Source organism: Streptomyces sp. NPDC028298, from assembly GCF_055565895.1.
In genome coordinates this window covers 351,675-369,578 of sequence record NZ_JBVHTL010000010.1, presented here as the reverse complement: position 1 = coordinate 369,578, position 17,904 = coordinate 351,675, and the positions used below count along the sequence as shown (strand labels likewise).

Genomic DNA, 17,904 nt, shown 5'->3' with positions numbered 1-17,904 from the left:
CAAGCTCCTTCTTGTGGGGACGTCCGAACGGCGTGGGGGCCGGATGGACGGTTGGGAAGTTGCGGTGCAGGTGAGCCGTGCGGGTGAAGCGTGCCATCCCAGCCGCGTACATGTCAGGAGCCCATAAAGACCTTGGCCGAAAATCGTCGACCAGGTGAACAGTTGGGTCACCGGGGCGCGATCCGGCCCGCGCCAAGGGCGGGTCGGCGCAAACTCCCTTTCCGGTAAAAGGAGGGCGCCGCCCCGGGGAGTCGAACCTCCGGGGCGGCGCCCTGGCGCACCGCTCGCGCGCGGACTTCCGGCGCGGCCTACGGGAAGGTGAGCTTCCAGCTGTTGATGTAGCCGGTGTCCTGGGCCGCCTGGTCCTGGACCTTCAGTTTCCAGGTGCCGTTGGCGACTTCGGAGGACGCGTTGACCGTGTAGGTCGCGTTCACGTTGTCCGCCGAGTCGGACGAGCTGAAGTTCTTCAGACGGTAGGTCGAGCCGTCCGGGGCGACCAGATCGATCACCAGGTCACCGCGCCAGGTGTGCACGATGTCGACCGCCACCGCGAGGTTCGACGGGGCGTTGCCGGTACGGCCGCTGACCGTGATCGACGACGTGACCGCCGCGCCGTTGTCCGGAATCGATACGTCGGCCGTGTTCTCGAACGACGTGCCGCCACCGCCGCCACCGCCCGGCCGCGAACCGACGTTCACGGCGGCCCAGGCGTTCTGCACCGCCGTGTACTCGGCGCTCGTGGTGCCGTACAGCTCGCCCGCCGCCGCCAGCGTGCCGGTACGGGCCGACGCGTAGTTGGTGGTCGAGGTGAACTTGGTGGTGAGCGCGCGGTACCAGATCTGCAGCGCCTTGTCGCGGCCGATGCCGGTGACCGGAAGCCCGTCGGAGGTGGGCGAGTTGTAGCTGACGCCGTTGATGACCTTGGCGCCGCTGCCCTCGCTCAGCAGGTAGAAGAAGTGGTTGGCGACACCCGACGAGTAGTGCACGTCGACGTTGCCGACTCCGGAGTACCAGGAGTCCTTGGAGGCGCCGTCCTTGCTCGGCTTGTCCATGTAGCGCAGCGGGGTGCCGTCGCCGTTGATGTCGATCTTCTCGCCGATGAGGTAGTCGCCCACGTCGGTCGAGTTGTTGGCGTAGAACTCCACGCCGGTGCCGAAGATGTCGGAGGTCGCCTCGTTCAGACCGCCGGACTCGCCCGAGTAGTTGAGGCCCGCGGTGTTGGAGGTGACGCCGTGGCTCATCTCGTGGCCGGCCACGTCGAGCGCGGTCAGCGGGTCGGCGTTCCCGGACCCGTCGCCGTAGGTCATGCAGAAGCAGCCGTCGTCCCAGAACGCGTTGACGTACGCGTTGCCGTAGTGGACGCGCGAGTACGCCCCGACGCCGTTGTTCTTGATGCCGCTGCGGCCGAAGGTGTTCTTGTAGAAGTCCCAGGTCTCCGCGGCGCCGTAGTGGGCGTCCGCGCCGGCCGTGGCGGCGTTCGACGTGGTGCCGTTGCCCCAGGTGTCGTTCGTCTGCGAGAACAGCGTGCCGGTGCCCGACGAGCCGTGGTTCAGGTTGTACGTCTTGTGGCCGCCGCGCGCGCCGTCGGTCAGCGTGTAGTTGGAGCCCGACTGCGTCGTCGTCAGGGTCACCTGGCCGCTGTACTGGGTGTTGCCGATGCCGGTCTCGATGCCCTGGTACTCGTAGAGCTTCTTGCCGGTGGCCGCGTCGGTGATGACGTGCAGCTCGTTGGGGGTGCCGTCGTCCTGGAGGCCGCCGACGACGGTCTCGTAGGCGAGGGTCGGCTTGCCGCTCGCGGCCCAGATCACCTTGCGGGGAGCCCGGTCGGCGGCGGTGCTCTTCGAGCCGGCGGCCCTGGCGGCGGCCAGCGCCTGCTTCTCCGCCGTGCCCGCGGCGATCGAGGGCTTGAGGTCGGCGACCTTCAGGGACGCCTTCGTCGCCTTGTAGACGTGCCCGGTCCGCCCCGACTTGGAGGTGTCGACGACCAGGTCGCCGCCGAGGACCGGCAGTCCTTCGTACGTCCGCTCGTAGCGGGTGTGGACGGTGCCGTCCGCGTCCTTCATGACGTCACGGGCGACGAGGCTCTCGCCGGCGCCGAGACCCAGGTCCCGGGCGGTGGTGGCCTTGGCCGCGTCGGCGTCGCGTATCAGCTCGGCGCGCTGGGAGGCGCTGAGCTTCATGGCGACGGCGCCCGGGTTGACCCGGCCCGCACGGGGGGCCTGTTCGGGGGCGGCGCTCGCGGCGCCCGACTGGACGGCCGCGGCCAGCAGGGCGGTGACGCCGACGAGGGCGACACCGGTGACGCGGCGCTTGGTGATGTGGGAGGTGCGTCTGTGGGGAGAACTGCTGCTCAACACTGACTCCTTCTGCATGGCCGCGGATCGCGCGGCCAGGGGAGACCGGACGATCGACGAAACCGTCCGGGCAGAACTGGGCGTACGCGGAACCAGGTGCATGGGGTCGTTCGGCCCGTCACAGCTGACGTTGCTGTGAGGTGGCTGTGAAGTGGCCGAGGGAAGAGTGGCAGGAGATAACCCTTTCTGTCAGGACCGCGTCACAAAAATGGCCGGAAACGGTCCGTTGTCCGGTTAGTCATGTTCGATATACGGACTGGCCTTCGGATGTTCGCCCCGGCGTGCGGGGTGACGGTGTTTCGGCCAAACCCTCCGGCCAACCTCCGGCCGGCCTTCGGGGCGCCCCGGCGCGGGGCCCCGGCCGGCCGCGCGTACCGCCAGATGACCGGCCCGCCGTCAGCAACGGAATGAAGCCCCGACCCTTTCGGGGGCCTTCCGGCACGTCCGCACGCCCGGTCCCGGCCCCTGCGGTTTGAGTGATCAACGGCATTCCGGTCCGTACCCGGCGTCCCCGACCGGGCGAGGCGGTGCGATCCGGACAGGCATACCCGCAGGAGGTTTGGTGAGAAGGTCACATTGGTGTGCGAGCCTTGCGGCGCTGGGAGGCCTGGCCGGCTCCCTGATGCTCGGCTCCTCCGTCCCGGCCGCGGCGTCCGGCCACCCCGGCGACAGCCGCACGGCCGGCACCGTCCCCACCCTGTCCGCCACCCCGGAGCCCAAGCCGGCCCCCGGGCACGTGAAGCCGGCGGACCAGCCGAACGCGTCCGACCCCTCGCGCGTGTGCCGGGGGCTCGTGCCCGACCCCATCCCGCCGAGGCTGCGCCGCCTCTACTTCTGCGGTGACTGGCGCCTCGGTCCCCGGTGGCTGCCGACCAGGGGCATCCTGGGGAACATCCTCCAGCGCTACGACCGCCTCGGCGGTCTCACCGCCGTGCAGTTCCTCGACAAGTGGTGGGACCCCACCGCCGACTCGGGCCAGGGCGACTGGCGTTACCCGCCGGACGACGGCTTCACCCACCGCAACGGAACGGTGGTCGCCGCCCCGCTCGTCCTCCACGCCGGCCTGCGGCTCGACCGCTTCGGCAGCGAGGCGGGGCGCTTCCTGGCCCCGAAGGGCACCAAGTACGGCAAGCGTGTCATCCCGCCGTCGAGCCTCAACACCTCCGACCCGCGCTACCCGTACAACTACCACTCCTACAAGCTGGCCAAGGACGTCACGGTCTGCGCGGGCAGGACCGCCCCCGGCTTCGAGCAGCCCGGCCTCGGCACCCAGTACGTGACGTCGAGCCGGTTCTGCCCCGACATCCCCCGCACGACGGTGGCGGACCTCGTGAGCAACGGCACGCTGGTACGCACCAACGGCTGACCACGCGCCCTCCCTCGGAGGCGCACGACCGCGCGCGGAAGCCGGACCCGGCGACGACCGGGCCGGCTCCGCCCCGGCGGAAGGCCGATCACATGGACCGGTTCGCGCTGTGCCGGGCCCTCGAAGCGGCCCGGATCCCCGCCACGTCCTACGAGATCGTGGACTGCCCGGGCCGGCACCTCGCCGCCGACCGCTACTTCCTCGACGGCCACGAGGGCGACTGGACCGTGGGTGTCCACGAGCGGGGGGCCCGCCAGGTCTTCGAGCGGTTCACCGACGAGGACGAGGCCTGCCGGTGGATCCACGACCGGCTTCTCGGCGGGCCCCCGCCCGCCGCGGCCTCCGCCCCCGGAGAGCCCGCCGCCCCGCCCCCGGACCCCGAGGCCCTGCAACGCCAGGCCGACGACGACCTGGAAGCGGCCCTCGCCGAACTGCTCCGCGGGACGGCCGGGGCGCCCGGCGAGGAGCCCCCGGAAAGCCCTCCCGCGTAGCCGGCCCGGTGGGCCCGGCCGCCTCCGCGGACGCGGTTCAGCCGGCGGAGGGGTCCCGGTCCCCGTGCCACGAGTGCCACAGCGCCGCGTACGGCCCCCCGGCCGCCACCAGTTCGTCGTGCGTGCCCAGTTCGGACAGCCGGCCGTCCTCCATCACCGCCACCCGGTCCGCGTCGTGGGCGGTGTGCAGCCGGTGGGCGATCGCGATGACGGTCCGCCCCTCCAGCACGGTGGCCAGCGCCCGCTCCGTGTGCCGGGCGGTCGTCGGGTCCAGGAGCGCCGTGGCCTCGTCGAGGATCAGCGTGTGCGGGTCGGCGAGCACCACCCGGGCCAGCGCGAGCTGCTGGGCACGGGAGCCGTCGACGTGCAGGGCCTGGGCCCCCAGTTCGGTGTCCAGCCCGCCCGGGAGGTCCCCGGCCCAGTCCTTCGCGCCGACCGCCGCGAGGGCGGCCCACAACGCGGCGTCGTCGGCGTCCGGTTCGGCGATGAGCAGGTTGTCGCGGAGCGTGCCGAGGAACACGTGGTGCTCCTGGGTGACGAGCACGACGTGCCGGCGGAGCTGCTCCGGGTCGAGGTCGACGACCGGCACCCCTCCGACCGTCACCGACCCGCTGCCCGGGGCGTCGACCCCCGCGAGCAGTCTGCTCAGCGTGGTCTTCCCCGCCCCGGAGGGGCCCACGACCGCCAGCCGTTCCCCGGGACGCACCGTCAGATCGACCCCGCGCAGCACGTCGCCGCCCCGCTCGTACGCGTAGCGCACGCCCGTGACGTCGATCCGGTCGTCCGCCGGCACGGGGGAGCCGGCCGGGACGGCGCGCGGCGCGCCCGCCAGACCCTCCACACGGGCGAACGAGGCGCCGCTGCTCTGCAGTTGCTCGACCTGGCTCAGGATCTGGTCGAGCGGTTCGGCGAGCCGGTGCAGATACAGCGTCGCGGCGACCACCGTGCCGAGACTCAGCGTGCCCCGGGCGTGCAGCGCGCCGCCCACCAGGAGGACCGCCACGACCGGCACGACGTAGGAGGTCTCCACGGCCGGGAAGAACACGCTGCGCAGGAACAGGGTCCGCATCCGCGTCACCCGGGACACCTCCAGCGCGTCCCGGCTCGCCCGGCTCCGGCGCTCGCCCAGCCCGAACGCCTCCACCGTGCGGGCGCCCGACGCGGTGGCCGCGAGGATCTCGGCGACCTCCGAACCGGCGGCGCCCTGGGCGAGATAGGCGGTCCGCGCCCGGCGCAGGTACCAGCGCAGCGCGAAGCCGATGCCGGTCAGTCCCAGCACCCCGCACAGGCCGAGCAGCGGGTCGATGACGAAGACGGCGACGAGGACGAACAGCGCCTGCGCGCCGGAGATCAGGAGCTGGGGCCCCGTGTCGCGCAGGGTGGTGCCCACCTCGGTGACGTCGGCGGTGGCGCGTGCCGTCAGATCACCGGTGCCCGCCCGTTCCACGACCGACGCGGGCAGCGTCAGGGTCCGCTCCACGAACTCCTCGCGCACCCGCGCGAGCGTCCGCTCGCCGAAGCGGTAGCCCACGTACGCGGCCCAGCGCGACAGCAGGAGCTGGACCAGCGCGGCCAGCAGGATGACGAGCGCAGGCCCGTCCACCGCCTCGACTCCGGCGCCGTCGCGCACGTCGTCGATCATCCGCCCGAGCAGCCAGGGGCCGACCAGACCGGCTCCGGCGGCCAGCGCGTTGAGGGCGAGCACGGCGGCGAACACCCGCCCGTCCGCGCGGATGAGCCGCAGCGCCGCCCGCCGCACCTCGGCGCGTCCCGCCACCGGCAGCCGGCCCGTCACAGCGCCACCTCCTCGTCCACGCCCGCCACCGGGCCCGCGTCCCCGGCGTCCCCCGGCTCCGCGTCCTCCTCCGGTTCCGCGTCGCGGGAGACCAGCGACCGGTATCCCGGTTCCGTCCGCAGGAGTTCGCGGTGGCTGCCCGTGGCCGCGGCCTTGCCGTCGACGAGGAAGCAGACGGTGTCCGCGTGGTCCAGGACGAGCGGCGACGTGCTCGTCACGACGGTCGTACGGTCCGTGCGGGCGGCGCGCAGCCGGGCCGCGACCGTCGCCTCGGTGTGGGCGTCGAGCGCCGAGGTCGGTTCGACGGCGAGCAGCACCTCGGGATCGGCGAGGAGCGCGCGCACGAGCCGGACCCGCTGCCGCTGGCCGCCGGACAGGTTGCGGCCCTGCGCGTCGAGGGCCGCGTCGAGGCCGTCCGGCAGCCCGAGGACGATGTCGTCGGCGGCGGCCGCGCGCACGGCCCGGCCGATGGTCCCGTCGTCGGGCTCCCGGCGTGCCCCGACGGTCTCGCGCAGCGTGCCGGCGAACAGATCGGCCTCGTTGTCGGCGACCAGGATCCGTTCGCGCACCTGGGGCAGGGCGACCGCGTCGAGCCGTACACCGCCCCAGGTCACGTCCGAGGCGGCGTAGCGGCCGAGGCGGTCGACCACGGCGGCGGACTGTTCGGGGCGGGCCCCGGCCAGCACGGTCAGCCTTCCCGGGACCACCCGGACCCCGGACTCCGGATCGTGCAGCAGTGCCGGGGATCCCGGGGCGTCGAGCGCGTCCGGGGGAGTGGCGACGGGCTCCAGGGAGAGGAACCGTACGACGCGCCGGGCGGCGACGACGGCCCGGGAGAGTTCGTAGCCGCACTCGATGAAGAAGTACACCGGCAGGACGAGGACCGCGACATAGCCGTACACGGACACCAACTGGCCGATGGTGATGTCGCCCTGGGCCGCCAGCCGGGCCGCGAGCCAGGTCACCGCGGCCAGCAGGACGGTCGGCATGCCCACGCCCAGGGCCTGGATCCAGCTCGTCACCGCGCCGACCCGGTAGCCCTGTTCGCGCAGCTTCCGCGAGTCGCGGCGGAACGCGTCCGCGAACAGCCCCTTGCCGCCGAGCCCGTTCAGGACGCGCAGACCGCCGGCGAGGTCGCCGACGCGCGCGGTCAGGACGGACTGCCGTTCGCGGTAGCCCGTCTCGGCTCCCTGGAGGCGGACCGTCAGCGGACCGACGAGCCCGGCCGTCAGCGGCACCCCGAGCAGGATCACCGCGGAGAGCTGCACCGAGACCGGCAGCAGCAGCGCGGCCACCACGCCGTAGGTGACGACCGCGGCCAGACCGGGCCCGACGACCGTCAGCGAGTTGCTGATCGTGTTCACGTCGCGGACACCGACCGTGACGATCTCCCCCGTGCCGGTCTGCCGCGAGAGCGCGGCGCCGAGCCGGGCCGCGTGCTCGACCACGAGCTTGACCGTACGGAAGTTGGCGTCCATCCGGACCCTGGTCATCGTGCGGTGCCGCACGACACCCAGACCGGCGTTGAACGCCCCGGTGCCGAGCACGGCGGCCGTCCAGCCCGCCAGCGCGGCCCCGTCACCCGGCTCCAGCCCGTCGTCGATGGCCCGGGACAGGAGATACGGCGTCAGTGCCGTGAGCCCCATCCACACGGTGGACACCACCGCGCCGGTGACCGAGCGGTGCGCCTGCCGGGTGACCAGCCACCACAGGAACCGCCAGCCGCCCCGGCGGTCCGGTGTCCCCGGATCCCCGTACGTGTCGATCATCAGCCCTCTTCCGCTCCCTCTCCGGCCGCCGCCCGCGGCGTGACCGGCCCGTGGGCACGCCCGTCCACTAGACGAGACTGTCCCGCCAGGCCTTGTGCAGGTCCGCGAAACGGCCCGTGCCCGCGATCAGTTCGGCGGGCGGCCCGTCCTCGACGATCCGGCCGTGCTCCATCACCAGGACCCGGTCGGCGATCGCCACCGTCGACAGCCGGTGCGCGATGACCACCGCCGTACGGCCCCGCAGGACCGTCGACATGGCGCGCTGCACCGCCCGTTCGCCCGGGATGTCCAGCGAGCTGGTCGCCTCGTCGAGGATCAGGACCGCCGGGTCGGCCAGCAGTGCGCGGGCGAAGGCGACGAGTTGGCGCTGGCCGGCGGAGATCCGGCCGCCGCGCTTGCGCACGTCCGTGTCGTAGCCGTCGGGCAGCGCGCTGATGAAGTCGTGCGCGCCGATCGCCTTGGCCGCCCGCTCGATCTCCTCGCGCGACGCCTCGGGGCGGCCGATCGCGATGTTCTCGGCGACCGTGCCCGAGAACAGGAACGCCTCCTGGGTCACCATCACGACCCCGCGCCGCAGTTCGGGCACCGCGAGCTCGCGCAGATCGACGCCGTCGAGCAGGACCCGGCCGTCGGAGGGGTCGTAGAACCGGGCCAGCAGCTTGGCCAGCGTCGACTTGCCGGCGCCGGTCGAGCCGACCACGGCCACCGTCTGTCCGGCGGGCAGGGTGAGCGAGAAGGAGGGCAGGACCTCGCCGCCGGTGCGGTACGCGAAGCGGACCTCGTCGAACACGACCTCGCGGCCGGGGTGTTCGGACGCGAGGGCCGGAAGCTGCCGGGGCACGGACGGCTCCGGCACGGACGGCGTCTGGGCCAGCAGACCGGCGATCTTCTCCAGCGAGGCCGCGGCGGACTGGTAGGAGTTCAGGAACATGCCGAGCCGGTCGATGGGGTCGTAGAGCCGGCGCAGATAGAGGACCGCGGCGGCGAGCACACCGAGCGCGAGCGAGTCCGAGGCCACCCGGTAGGCGCCCCACAGCACGATGCCCGCGACGGCCGTGTTGGCGACCAGGCGGGAGCCGACGACATAGCGGGCCATCTCCAGCAGCGCGTCGCCGTTCGTCCGCTCGTGGCGTCGGTTGAGGACCTTGAACTCGGCCTCGTTGGCGGCCTCCCGGCGGAACGCGCGCACCGGCCGGATGCCGTTCATCGTCTCCGCGAACTTCACGATCACCGCGGCGATCGTCGTCGAACGGACGGCGAAGATCTGTCCCGCGCGGCGCTGGTAGCGGCGGATGAGCAGGTAGAGCGGCACGAAGGAGGCCACCGCGACCGCGCCCAGACCGAGGTCGAGCCAGAGCAGCATCGCCGAGATGTAGACGAAGGACAGGATGACGGTGACGAGTTCCTGGAGCCCCTCGCTGAGCAGTTCGCGCAGCGACTCGACGTCCGTCGTGGAGCGGGAGATCAGCCGGCCCGAGGTGTAGCGCTCGTGGAAGTCGACGCTGAGCGCCTGGGCGTGCCGGAAGATCCGGCCGCGCAGGTCGAGCAGCACGTCCTGGTTGACCCGGGCCGAGGCGATGATGAAGGCGTACTGGAGCCCGCCGGAGGCCGCCGAGCACAGCAGGTAGGCGGCGCCGACCGCGATCAGCGGCCCGTGGTCGTCCTGCCGGAACGCCGGTACGGCGCGGTCGATGGCGTACGCGACGAGCAGCGGGCCCGCCTGCACGGCCGCCTGCTGGAGCAGCAGCAGAACGGTGGTCAGGGCCACCCGGGCCCGCAGCGGGGCGAGCAGCGAGCGCAGCAGCGTCGCGGTCGCGCCCGGGGGAGCGGGCAGGGTGTCGTGGTCGAAGGGGTCCTGGTGCGGCTCGGGCCCCGAGGGCGCGTCGGTCTTCGGTTCCTTGTCCGGTGCGGTGGTCGTGGGCGCCGCCGTCATCGGCCGTCCTCCTCTGTCCCCGACATCAGGTGGGCGTATTCGGCATGGGTGCGCAGCAGTTCGTGGTGGGTGCCGACCGCCGCGATGCGGCCGTCGGAGATCAGGGCCACCCGGTCGGCCAGCAGGACCGTGGAGGGGCGGTGCGCCACGATCAGGGCGGTCGTCTCGGCCAGCACCCGGCGCAGGGCGGCCTCGACCGCCGCCTCGGTGTGCACGTCGAGCGCCGACAGCGGGTCGTCGAGCACCAGGAAGCGCGGGCGGCCGACCACCGCGCGGGCCAGCGCGAGCCGCTGCCGCTGCCCGCCGGACAGGCTGAGGCCCTGTTCGCCGACCTGGGTCGCCGTGCCCTGGGGCAGCGTGTGCGCGAAGTCGGCCTGGGCGACCGCGAGAGCGCGGTCCAGCTCCTCGCGGCCGGCACTCTCGGGGGCGCCCATCAGGACGTTCTCGCCGACGGTGGCCGAGAACAGGGTGGGTTCCTCGAAGGCGACGGCCACGAGTTCGCGCAGCTCCTCGCGGGGCATCCGCGTGATGTCCCGGCCGTCCAGGGTGATCCGGCCGGACGTCACCTCGTGCAGGCGGGGCACGAGGGCGGTGAGGGTGGTCTTTCCGCTGCCGGTGGCGCCGACGAGGGCCATGCTCTCGCCGGAGCGGACGTGCAGGTCGATGCGGGCGAGCACCGGGGGCGTGTCCGCGGGGGCGTCGGGGTAGCGGAACTCGACACCGTGGAAACGCAGTCCGCTGTCGCTGTCGCTGTCGCTGTCGCTGTCGGTGTCGGTGTCGGTGCTTGTGCCGGTCGCGGGCGGGGCCGCGGGGGCGACCGCGGCCGCGGTGCCGTCCGACTCCGGTGTCGCCCGCATGACCTCGAAGTACCGCTCGGTGGCCGTCGCGGCCTCCTGGCTCATCGCGAGGAGGAAGCCGATCGAGTCGACGGGCCAGCGCAGCGCGAGCGCCGTCGACAGGAACGCCACCAGCGTGCCGGCGGACAGACGGCCGTCGGCGACCTGCACCGTGCCGAGGACGAGGGCCGCGCCGATCGCGAACTCGGGCAGGGTGACGATGACGCCCCAGATGGAGGCGAGCAGCCGGGCCTTGACCAGTTCCGTGCCGCGCAGCGTCCGGGACAGCTCGCGAAACGCCCGCGCCTGGCTGCGATGGCGGCCGAACCCCTTGATGATCCGGATGCCGAGCACACTCTCCTCGACCACCGTCGTCAGATCGCCGACCTGGTCCTGGGCCCGCCGCGCCACCTCCGCGTAACGCCGCTCGAAGAACCAGCAGACGATCATGACGGGGACGGCGGGGGCGAGGAGGACCAGCCCGAGGGTCCACTGCTGGGCCAGCATGATGCTGATGCCCGCGAGGATCGTCACGCCGTTGACCAGCAGGAAGGTCAGCGGGAACGCCAGGAACATGCGGACCAGCATCAGATCGGTGGTCGCCCGGGACAGGAGCTGGCCGGACGCCCAGCGGTCGTGGAAGGCGACCGGCAGGCGCTGGAGATGACGGTACAGATCGGCCCGCATCCCGGCCTCGACCCCGGCCAGCGGGCGGGCCACCAGCCAGCGGCGCAGCCCGAACAGACCGGCCTCGGCGATGCCGAGCAACAGCAGATACAGCGCCCCGAGCCAGACGCCCGCCGGATCGTGCCCCGTGACGGGACCGTCCACCATCCACTTCAGGATCAGCGGGAACACGAGCGAGAGACAGGAGGCGACGACGGCGACGAACGCCGCGGCGAACCATCTCGCCCGCACCGGGCGGACGTAGGGCCACAGGCGCAAGAGGCTGCGTACGGTCGAACGGTCGGGGTGGCCGTGGGCGGCGGCGTCGGAGGAGGTCATCATGAGCGAGCCTACGTTTCACCACTGACAGTGCCCACCGAGTTTTCGGCACGTCCGGACCGTCCGGGGCGCTCCGCGAGCGGTCGTCCCCGGGGCCTTCGAGGAGCGGTACGGCGCCGAACCCCGGGGCCTTCGGGGAGCGCGCGGCGCTGATCCCCAGGGGGCGTCGCGACGCCGCCCCCGAGGCACGTCGTACCGCTCCGTCAACCGATCGGACGATGCCGGTCCGAGCGCGACGGCCGATGCGACGGCGGGGCCCCCGCTGCGACGCTCGGGGCATGTCAGTCATCGAAGTGAGCGGACTGCGCAAGTCCTACGACGGCCGGAGCGTCCTCGACGACGTCTCCTTCCGCGTCGAGGAGGGCGAGATCTTCGGGATCCTCGGCCCGAACGGCGCCGGCAAGACCACCACCGTCGAATGCGTCGAGGGACTGCGGGTCCCCGACGCGGGCCGCGTCCGGGTCGCCGGCCTCGACCCCTTCACGGACCACGAGGCCACCAGCCGTGTCCTCGGCGTGCAGCTCCAGGAGAGCGGACTCCAGCCGAAACTCACCGTCCGCGAGGCGCTCGAGCTGTACTCCGCGTTCTACCCGAAGCCCGCCGACTGGCGCCCGCTGGCCGAACGCCTGGGGCTGACCGGCCGGCTCGGCACCGGCTTCGGCAAGCTCTCCGGCGGCCAGAAGCAGCGCCTGTTCATCGCGCTGGCGCTCATCGGCGACCCGCGTGTGGTGGTGCTCGACGAGCTGACCACCGGGCTCGACCCGCGGGCGCGCCGCGACACCTGGGAACTCATCGAGGACGTCCGCGACCGGGGCGTCACCGTCCTGCTGGTCACGCACTTCATGGAGGAGGCGCAGCGGCTGTGCGACCGGATCGCCGTCATCGACAAGGGGCGCCTGGCCGCCCTCGACACCCCGGCCGGTCTCGTCCGCCGCTCCGCCGGTTCCACCGTCATCAGCTTCACCCCGTCCGCGCCGCTGGACGACCGTGACGTCCAGGCGCTCCCGGCGCTCGCCTCCGTGGCGACCAAGGACGGCCGCGTCACGCTGTCCGGCACCGACGAGACCGTGAACGCGGTCATCACCCTGCTCGCCCGGCACCGCGTCACCGCCCACCAGCTCCGCGTCACCGACGCCACCCTGGACGACGCCTTCCTGGACCTGACGGAGGTCACCGCGTGAACACCGCCGTGCTGCGCGCCGAGTTGCGGCTCTTCCGCCGTGAACCGGGCGCCCTCTTCTGGATCCTGCTCTTCCCCACCCTGCTGCTCGTGATCCTGGGGTCGATCCCGGCGCTCCGGCACCACCGGCCCGAACTGGGCGGCCTGCGCACGATCGACGTCTACGTCCCGGTCGCCGTGCTCCTCGGCATGATCGTCGGCGGTCTGCAGTCGATGCCGCAGAACCTCACCGGCTACCGCGAACAAGGCATCCTGCGCCGGATGTCCACGACGCCGGTCCGGCCGTCCGCGCTGCTGTCCGCGCAGATGCTGGTCTACGGCTCGGCGGCCCTGCTCTCCGCCCTGTGCGCCCTCGTCGTGGGCCGGCTCGCGTTCGCCGTGCGGCTTCCCCGGCAGCCGTACGGCTATCTCCTCGCCCTGCTCCTGGCGGTCCTGGCCGCGCTCGCCCTGGGCGCGGTGGTCTCCGCGCTGTCCAGGACGACGAAGATCGCGGGCGCGATCGGATCGGCCGTGTTCTTCCCGGCCATGTTCTGCGCGGGCGTGTGGCTGCCGGTGCAGTCCATGCCGGACACCCTCGCCCGGATCGTCGGCTGCACGCCGTTCGGCGCCGCCGCGCAGGCCCTGAACCGGGCGGCGGCGGGGAACTGGCCGGGCTGGACGCACCTGGGGGTGCTGGTGGCCTGGACCGCGCTGCTCACCGCGGGTGCCTCCCGCTGGTTCCGGTGGGAGTAGGCACCGCCCGGAGCGGGCCGATGCAGACTGGGGGCATGGACGCGGGGGACGGGCGGATCGAGCGACGTCTGGAGCAACTGCACACCTGGGGGCCGTACGGTCTGCTCGGCATCAGCGTCGTCCTCGCGCTGGTCGCCACCGGCCAGGTGGAGGGCCGGGCCGAGTGGCAGACGGACGCCGGCCTGGTCGCCGCCGCGATCGCGCTCCAGCTCTGGTGGCACGGCACCCGCTCACGCCGCCCCGCCCGCGGCAGGATTCCCTCCCCGGCCGGGACGGCGTACTACGTACTGCGCTGGGCCATCGCCTTCACGCTCACCCTGAGCAGCGGGTTCTTCGCGTTCTACGCCTCCGCCGGATACATGGACGCCGACGAGCTGATCCCGGGCATGTGGCGCAGGCTCGGGCTGTTCGCCGCCGCGATCACCGTGGCGGGGGCGCAGTGCGGCGGGCTGCCGCCGAGGGGCGCGGCCCAGTGGGCCGCGTTCGGGGCGCTCCTGGCCGCCAACTCCGGTCTCCAGACGATCGTGGCCCACCTCACCGAGCAGGAGGAACGGCGCTCCCGCGAACGGGCCGGGACCATCGCGGAGCTCGAACGCACCAACGCGGCGCTCCAGCAGGCCCTCGACGAGAACGTCGCCCTGCACGCCCAACTCCTCGTCCAGGCGCGGGAGGCCGGGATCGCCGAGGAACGCCGACGGCTGGCCGCCGAGATCCACGACACCATCGCCCAGGGCCTGACCGGGATCATCGCCCAGCTCCAGGTCGCCGCGAACGCGGCCGGTCCGGCCGCCGCCCGCGTCCACCTCGAACGGGCCTCGGCGCTCGCCCGCCACAGTCTCGGCGAGGCCCGCCGCTCCGTGCACAACCTGGCCCCCGTGGCGCTGGCGGACGACGGGCTGCCCGAGGCGCTGAAGAAGACGGTCGCCGAATGGGCGGAACGCACCGGAATGCGCGCCGAGTTCACCGTCACCGGAACCAGCGAGCAGCTCCACGACGAGGTCGCGGCCACCCTGCTGCGCATCGCCCAGGAAGCCCTCTCCAACGCCGGGCGCCACGCGGCGGCCGGCCGGGTCGGAGTGACGCTGAGCTTCATGGGCGACGAGGTCACCCTCGACGTGCGCGACGACGGCCGCGGCTTCGACCCGATTGCCGTCCCCGCCCGCACGGGCGCCGGCGGATTCGGCCTCGACGGCATGCGCGCCCGCGCCGAACGCATCGCGGGCCACCTCGCCGTGGAGTCCGAACCGGGCCACGGCACCGCGCTGTCCGCTCGCGTACCGTTGGTACGCCATGACCGATGACACCCGCATCTCGCTGCTGATCGTCGACGACCATCCCGTCGTACGGGACGGCCTGCGCGGCATGTTCGAGTCCGCCCCCGGCTTCACCGTCCTCGGCGACGCGGCCGACGGGGCCGAGGCGGTCGAACGGGCCGCCGTCCTGGACCCGGACGTGATCCTGATGGACCTGCGGATGCCGGGCGGCGGGGGAGTGGACGCCATCGCCGAGCTGACCCGGCGCCGCTCCCGGGCCCGCGTCCTCGTCCTGACCACCTACGACACCGACTCCGACACCCTGCCGGCGATCGAGGCGGGTGCCACCGGCTATCTGCTCAAGGACGCGCCCCGCGACGACCTGTTCACGGCCGTGCGGGCCGCGGCGCAGGGCCGTACGGTGCTGTCCCCGGCCGTCGCCTCCCGCCTGGTCTCGGCCGTGCGGGCGCCCGCCTCCGCCGAGACCCTCTCGGCCCGCGAACGCGAGGTGCTGGCCCTGGTGGCCAAGGGCACCTCGAATCGCGAGATCGCCCGCGAACTGTTCATCAGCGAGGCGACCGTGAAGACCCATCTCACGCACGTGTACGCCAAGCTGGGCGCGAAGGACCGCGCGGCCGCGGTGGCGACGGCGTACGAGCGGGGCATCCTCGGCTGACCGGGCCGCGCCCCGGTCAGCCGGCAGGGCGTGCCGCCGTGGGACCGCGCCCTCAGCGGACCCTGAGCAGCAGCACGGACCGCGCCGGCACCGTGATCGCCGTGCCCGCCCGGTGGGTGAGCGCGGGCGCCGCGGCCTGGTCCTCGCGCGAGGTGTCCACGACCACCTCGTACGCGGTGGCCCAGGGCGTCCCCGGCAGCTCGAAGGAGGCCGGCCGGTCCCCGGCGTGCAGCACGGCGAGGAAGCTGTCGTCGACGACCGGGGCGCCCCGCGCGTCCCGTCCGGGGATGTCCCGGCCGGACAGATACATGCCGAGGGTGGCGGCCGGCGCGTACCAGTCCCGTTCCGTCATCTCGGTGCCCCGCGCGGTGAACCAGGCCAGGTCCCGCAGTCCGTCGGCCGAGTGGGCGCGCCCGGAGAAGAAGGCCCGGCGGCGCAGCACGGGATGCGCGTGCCGCAGCGCGATCAGACGGGACGTCAGCTCGAACAGGGCCCGCCAGTGCGGGTCGTCGAGCTGCGACCAGTCGACCCAGCTGATCTCGTTGTCCTGGCAGTAGGCGTTGTTGTTGCCCCGCTGCGTGCGCCCGAACTCGTCCCCGGCGACGAGCATCGGCACCCCCGTCGACAGCAGCAGCGTCGTCAGCAGGTTCCTCAACTGGCGCCGCCGCAGCGCCCGCAGGCCCTCGTCCTCGCTCTCGCCCTCCGTGCCGCCGTTCCAGGCCCGGTTGTCGTCCGTGCCGTCCCGGTTGCCCTCGCCGTTCGCCTCGTTGTGCTTGCGCTCGTACGACACGAGGTCGCGCAGGGTGAAACCGTCGTGCGCGGTGACGAAGTTGACGGAGGCGTACGGGCGCCGGCCGCCCCAGGCGTACAGGTCGCTCGACCCCGACAGGCGGTAGCCCAGATCCCGTACGTCGGGCAGCGCCCCGCGCCAGAAGTCCCGTACGGCGTTGCGGTAGCGGTCGTTCCACTCCGTCCACAGGGGCGGGAAGGCGCCGACCTGGTAGCCGCCGGAGCCCACGTCCCACGGTTCGGCGATCAGTTTGACCCGGCGCAGCACCGGATCCTGGGCGATGACGGCGAGGAACGGCGAGAGCATGTCGACGTCGTGCATGGACCGGGCCAGGGCCGCCGCCAGGTCGAAGCGGAACCCGTCGACGCCCATCTCGGTGACCCAGTACCGCAGCGAGTCCGTGATCAGCCGCAGCACCTGCGGCTGCACGACGTGCAGGGTGTTGCCGCAGCCCGTGTAGTCGGCGTAGCGGCGGGCGTCCGACTGGAGCCGGTAGTACCCGCGGTTGTCGATGCCGCGCAGCGACAGCATCGGGCCGAGCTCGCCCGCCTCGGCGGTGTGGTTGTAGACGACGTCGAGGATGACCTCGATCCCCGCCGCGTGCAGCGCGCGCACCATCCGTTTGAACTCGCCGACCTGCTGGCCCCTCGTGCCGGAGGCGGCGTAGGCGGCGTGCGGGGCGAAGTAGCCGATCGAGTTGTAGCCCCAGTAGTTCTTCAGGCCCCGGCGCAGCAGATGGTCCTCGTGCGCGAACTGGTGCACCGGCAGCAGCTCCACCGCCGTCACCCCGAGGTTCACCAGGTGCTCGACGGCCGCGGGGTGGGCCAGTCCGGCGTACGTGCCGCGCAGTTCCTCGGGGATCGAGGGGTGCAGACGGGTGAATCCGCGCACGTGCAGTTCGTAGATGACCGAGTCCGCCCACGGGGTCTTGGGGCGGTGGTCGTCCGACCAGTCGTCGTCGTCCTGGACGACCACGCCCTTGGGGACGAGGGGCGCCGAGTCGCGGTCGTCGCGCACGGTGTCGGCGACCTGCTGCTGCGGCCAGTCGCGGACGTGCCCGTACACCTCCGGCGGCAGGGTGAAGTCGCCGTCCACGGCGCGGGCGTACGGGTCGAGGAGCAGTTTCGCCGGGTTCCAGCGGGCGCCGGTCCACGGGTCCCAGCGGCCGTGCACCCGGAAGCCGTAGCGGCGGCCGGGGAGCACTCCGGGCACGAAACCGTGCCAGATCTCGTGGGTGAGCTCGGTGAGCGGGACGCGGGTCTCGGCGCCCCGTTCGTCGAAGAGGCACAGGTCGACGGCCTCCGCGCCGCCCGCCCACAGGGCGAAGTTGGTGCCCGTGGTGCCGTCGGGACCGACCCGGAAGCGTGCTCCGAGCGGGGTCGGGGAACCCGGCCAGGCACCGACGGGAGGCGCCGCCGGGCGCCGTGAGCCGTTCAGCGCGGGAGCGGCCGGCTCCACCGCCGGGTCCGCGGGCGCCGGTACGGCGGCGGGCGGTGCGGCGGGGGCCGGCCCCGCCGGGTCCGTGACGGTCTGCGCGGGCAGCCCGCCGCCCGCGGCGCGTCCCTCCTGGACCGCCTCCTGCTCGGGTGCGCTCGACACCGGTCAGCCTCCCACGGCTCGTGGAACGGCACGGAAAAGGGTGCGCGGCGTCCCGGCCGCGGCTCCTTGGCGCGTCGTCCTCCCCACTGTTCTGCCCAGAGCGTGGCTCGCACTCACGTTTCCCC

Annotated in this window: 12 protein-coding genes; 6 read left to right on the top strand and 6 right to left on the bottom strand. The window is 73.1% G+C overall.

The genetic code is table 11. From position 1 onward, the window contains the following. Positions 1-308: 308 nt before the first annotated feature. The gene (locus ACZ4TO_RS36310; protein WP_468026417.1) at positions 309-2,354 is read right to left on the bottom strand and encodes a M4 family metallopeptidase; all 2,046 of its coding nucleotides are present in this window, start codon (positions 2,352-2,354) and stop codon (positions 309-311) included. Positions 2,355-2,916: 562 nt separating this feature from the next. Between ACZ4TO_RS36310 and ACZ4TO_RS36305 the strand changes: the two genes are divergently transcribed. Continuing rightward, the gene (locus ACZ4TO_RS36305; RefSeq protein WP_382791248.1) at positions 2,917-3,720 is read left to right on the top strand and encodes a TNT domain-containing protein; all 804 of its coding nucleotides are present in this window, start codon (positions 2,917-2,919) and stop codon (positions 3,718-3,720) included. A gap of 92 nt (positions 3,721-3,812) precedes the next feature. Continuing rightward, on the top strand, positions 3,813-4,211 hold the full coding sequence (locus ACZ4TO_RS36300; RefSeq protein ID WP_468026416.1) for a hypothetical protein: 399 nt from the start codon (positions 3,813-3,815) through the stop codon (positions 4,209-4,211). A gap of 37 nt (positions 4,212-4,248) precedes the next feature. Here the strand turns inward: ACZ4TO_RS36300 and ACZ4TO_RS36295 are convergent, their stop codons facing one another. From ACZ4TO_RS36295 to ACZ4TO_RS36280, 4 genes are all read right to left on the bottom strand, one after another. Beyond that, positions 4,249-6,006, bottom strand: a complete 1,758-nt coding sequence (locus ACZ4TO_RS36295) for an ABC transporter ATP-binding protein (RefSeq protein ID WP_468026415.1) — start codon at positions 6,004-6,006, stop codon at positions 4,249-4,251. Further along, positions 6,003-7,775, bottom strand: a complete 1,773-nt coding sequence (locus ACZ4TO_RS36290) for an ABC transporter transmembrane domain-containing protein (RefSeq protein WP_468026414.1) — start codon at positions 7,773-7,775, stop codon at positions 6,003-6,005. Before ACZ4TO_RS36290 ends, ACZ4TO_RS36295 begins: the two co-directional genes overlap by 4 nt. Positions 7,776-7,842: 67 nt before the next feature. Beyond that, entirely contained in the window at positions 7,843-9,708 is a 1,866-nt protein-coding gene (locus tag ACZ4TO_RS36285; RefSeq protein WP_468026413.1) for an ABC transporter ATP-binding protein, read from the bottom strand. Beyond that, a complete protein-coding gene (locus ACZ4TO_RS36280; RefSeq protein ID WP_468026412.1) occupies positions 9,705-11,549 on the bottom strand; it encodes an ABC transporter ATP-binding protein in 1,845 nt (614 codons plus the stop codon). The genes ACZ4TO_RS36285 and ACZ4TO_RS36280 overlap by 4 nt, the downstream gene beginning before the upstream one ends. A 278-nt stretch (positions 11,550-11,827) precedes the next feature. Between ACZ4TO_RS36280 and ACZ4TO_RS36275 the strand changes: the two genes are divergently transcribed. Genes ACZ4TO_RS36275 through ACZ4TO_RS36260 form a run of 4 tightly spaced genes read left to right on the top strand, consistent with a single transcriptional unit; the run spans position 11,828 to position 15,390 of the window. Further along, positions 11,828-12,730, top strand: a complete 903-nt coding sequence (locus ACZ4TO_RS36275) for an ABC transporter ATP-binding protein (RefSeq protein ID WP_468026411.1) — start codon at positions 11,828-11,830, stop codon at positions 12,728-12,730. Continuing rightward, positions 12,727-13,461, top strand: a complete 735-nt coding sequence (locus ACZ4TO_RS36270) for an ABC transporter permease (protein ID WP_468026410.1) — start codon at positions 12,727-12,729, stop codon at positions 13,459-13,461. Before ACZ4TO_RS36275 ends, ACZ4TO_RS36270 begins: the two co-directional genes overlap by 4 nt. A 35-nt stretch (positions 13,462-13,496) precedes the next feature. Then, positions 13,497-14,762, top strand: a complete 1,266-nt coding sequence (locus tag ACZ4TO_RS36265) for a sensor histidine kinase (protein ID WP_468026409.1) — start codon at positions 13,497-13,499, stop codon at positions 14,760-14,762. Further along, positions 14,752-15,390, top strand: a complete 639-nt coding sequence (locus ACZ4TO_RS36260) for a response regulator (protein WP_382791225.1) — start codon at positions 14,752-14,754, stop codon at positions 15,388-15,390. The genes ACZ4TO_RS36265 and ACZ4TO_RS36260 overlap by 11 nt, the downstream gene beginning before the upstream one ends. 52 nt (positions 15,391-15,442) lie before the next feature. Here ACZ4TO_RS36260 and glgX read toward each other — a convergent pair whose 3' ends face one another. Further along, on the bottom strand, positions 15,443-17,779 hold the full coding sequence (gene glgX, locus ACZ4TO_RS36255; RefSeq protein WP_385047029.1) for a glycogen debranching protein GlgX: 2,337 nt from the start codon (positions 17,777-17,779) through the stop codon (positions 15,443-15,445). Positions 17,780-17,904: the final 125 nt, after the last annotated feature.

Coding starts and splice junctions, on each gene's coding strand:
- ACZ4TO_RS36280 (WP_468026412.1), bottom strand. CDS start 11,549: ATGACCTCCTCCGACGCCGCCGCCCACGGCCACCCCGACCGTTCGACC.
- ACZ4TO_RS36275 (WP_468026411.1), top strand. CDS start 11,828: ATGTCAGTCATCGAAGTGAGCGGACTGCGCAAGTCCTACGACGGCCGG.
- ACZ4TO_RS36300 (WP_468026416.1), top strand. CDS start 3,813: ATGGACCGGTTCGCGCTGTGCCGGGCCCTCGAAGCGGCCCGGATCCCC.
- ACZ4TO_RS36285 (WP_468026413.1), bottom strand. CDS start 9,708: ATGACGGCGGCGCCCACGACCACCGCACCGGACAAGGAACCGAAGACC.
- ACZ4TO_RS36265 (WP_468026409.1), top strand. CDS start 13,497: ATGGACGCGGGGGACGGGCGGATCGAGCGACGTCTGGAGCAACTGCAC.
- ACZ4TO_RS36290 (WP_468026414.1), bottom strand. CDS start 7,775: ATGATCGACACGTACGGGGATCCGGGGACACCGGACCGCCGGGGCGGC.
- ACZ4TO_RS36260 (WP_382791225.1), top strand. CDS start 14,752: ATGACCGATGACACCCGCATCTCGCTGCTGATCGTCGACGACCATCCC.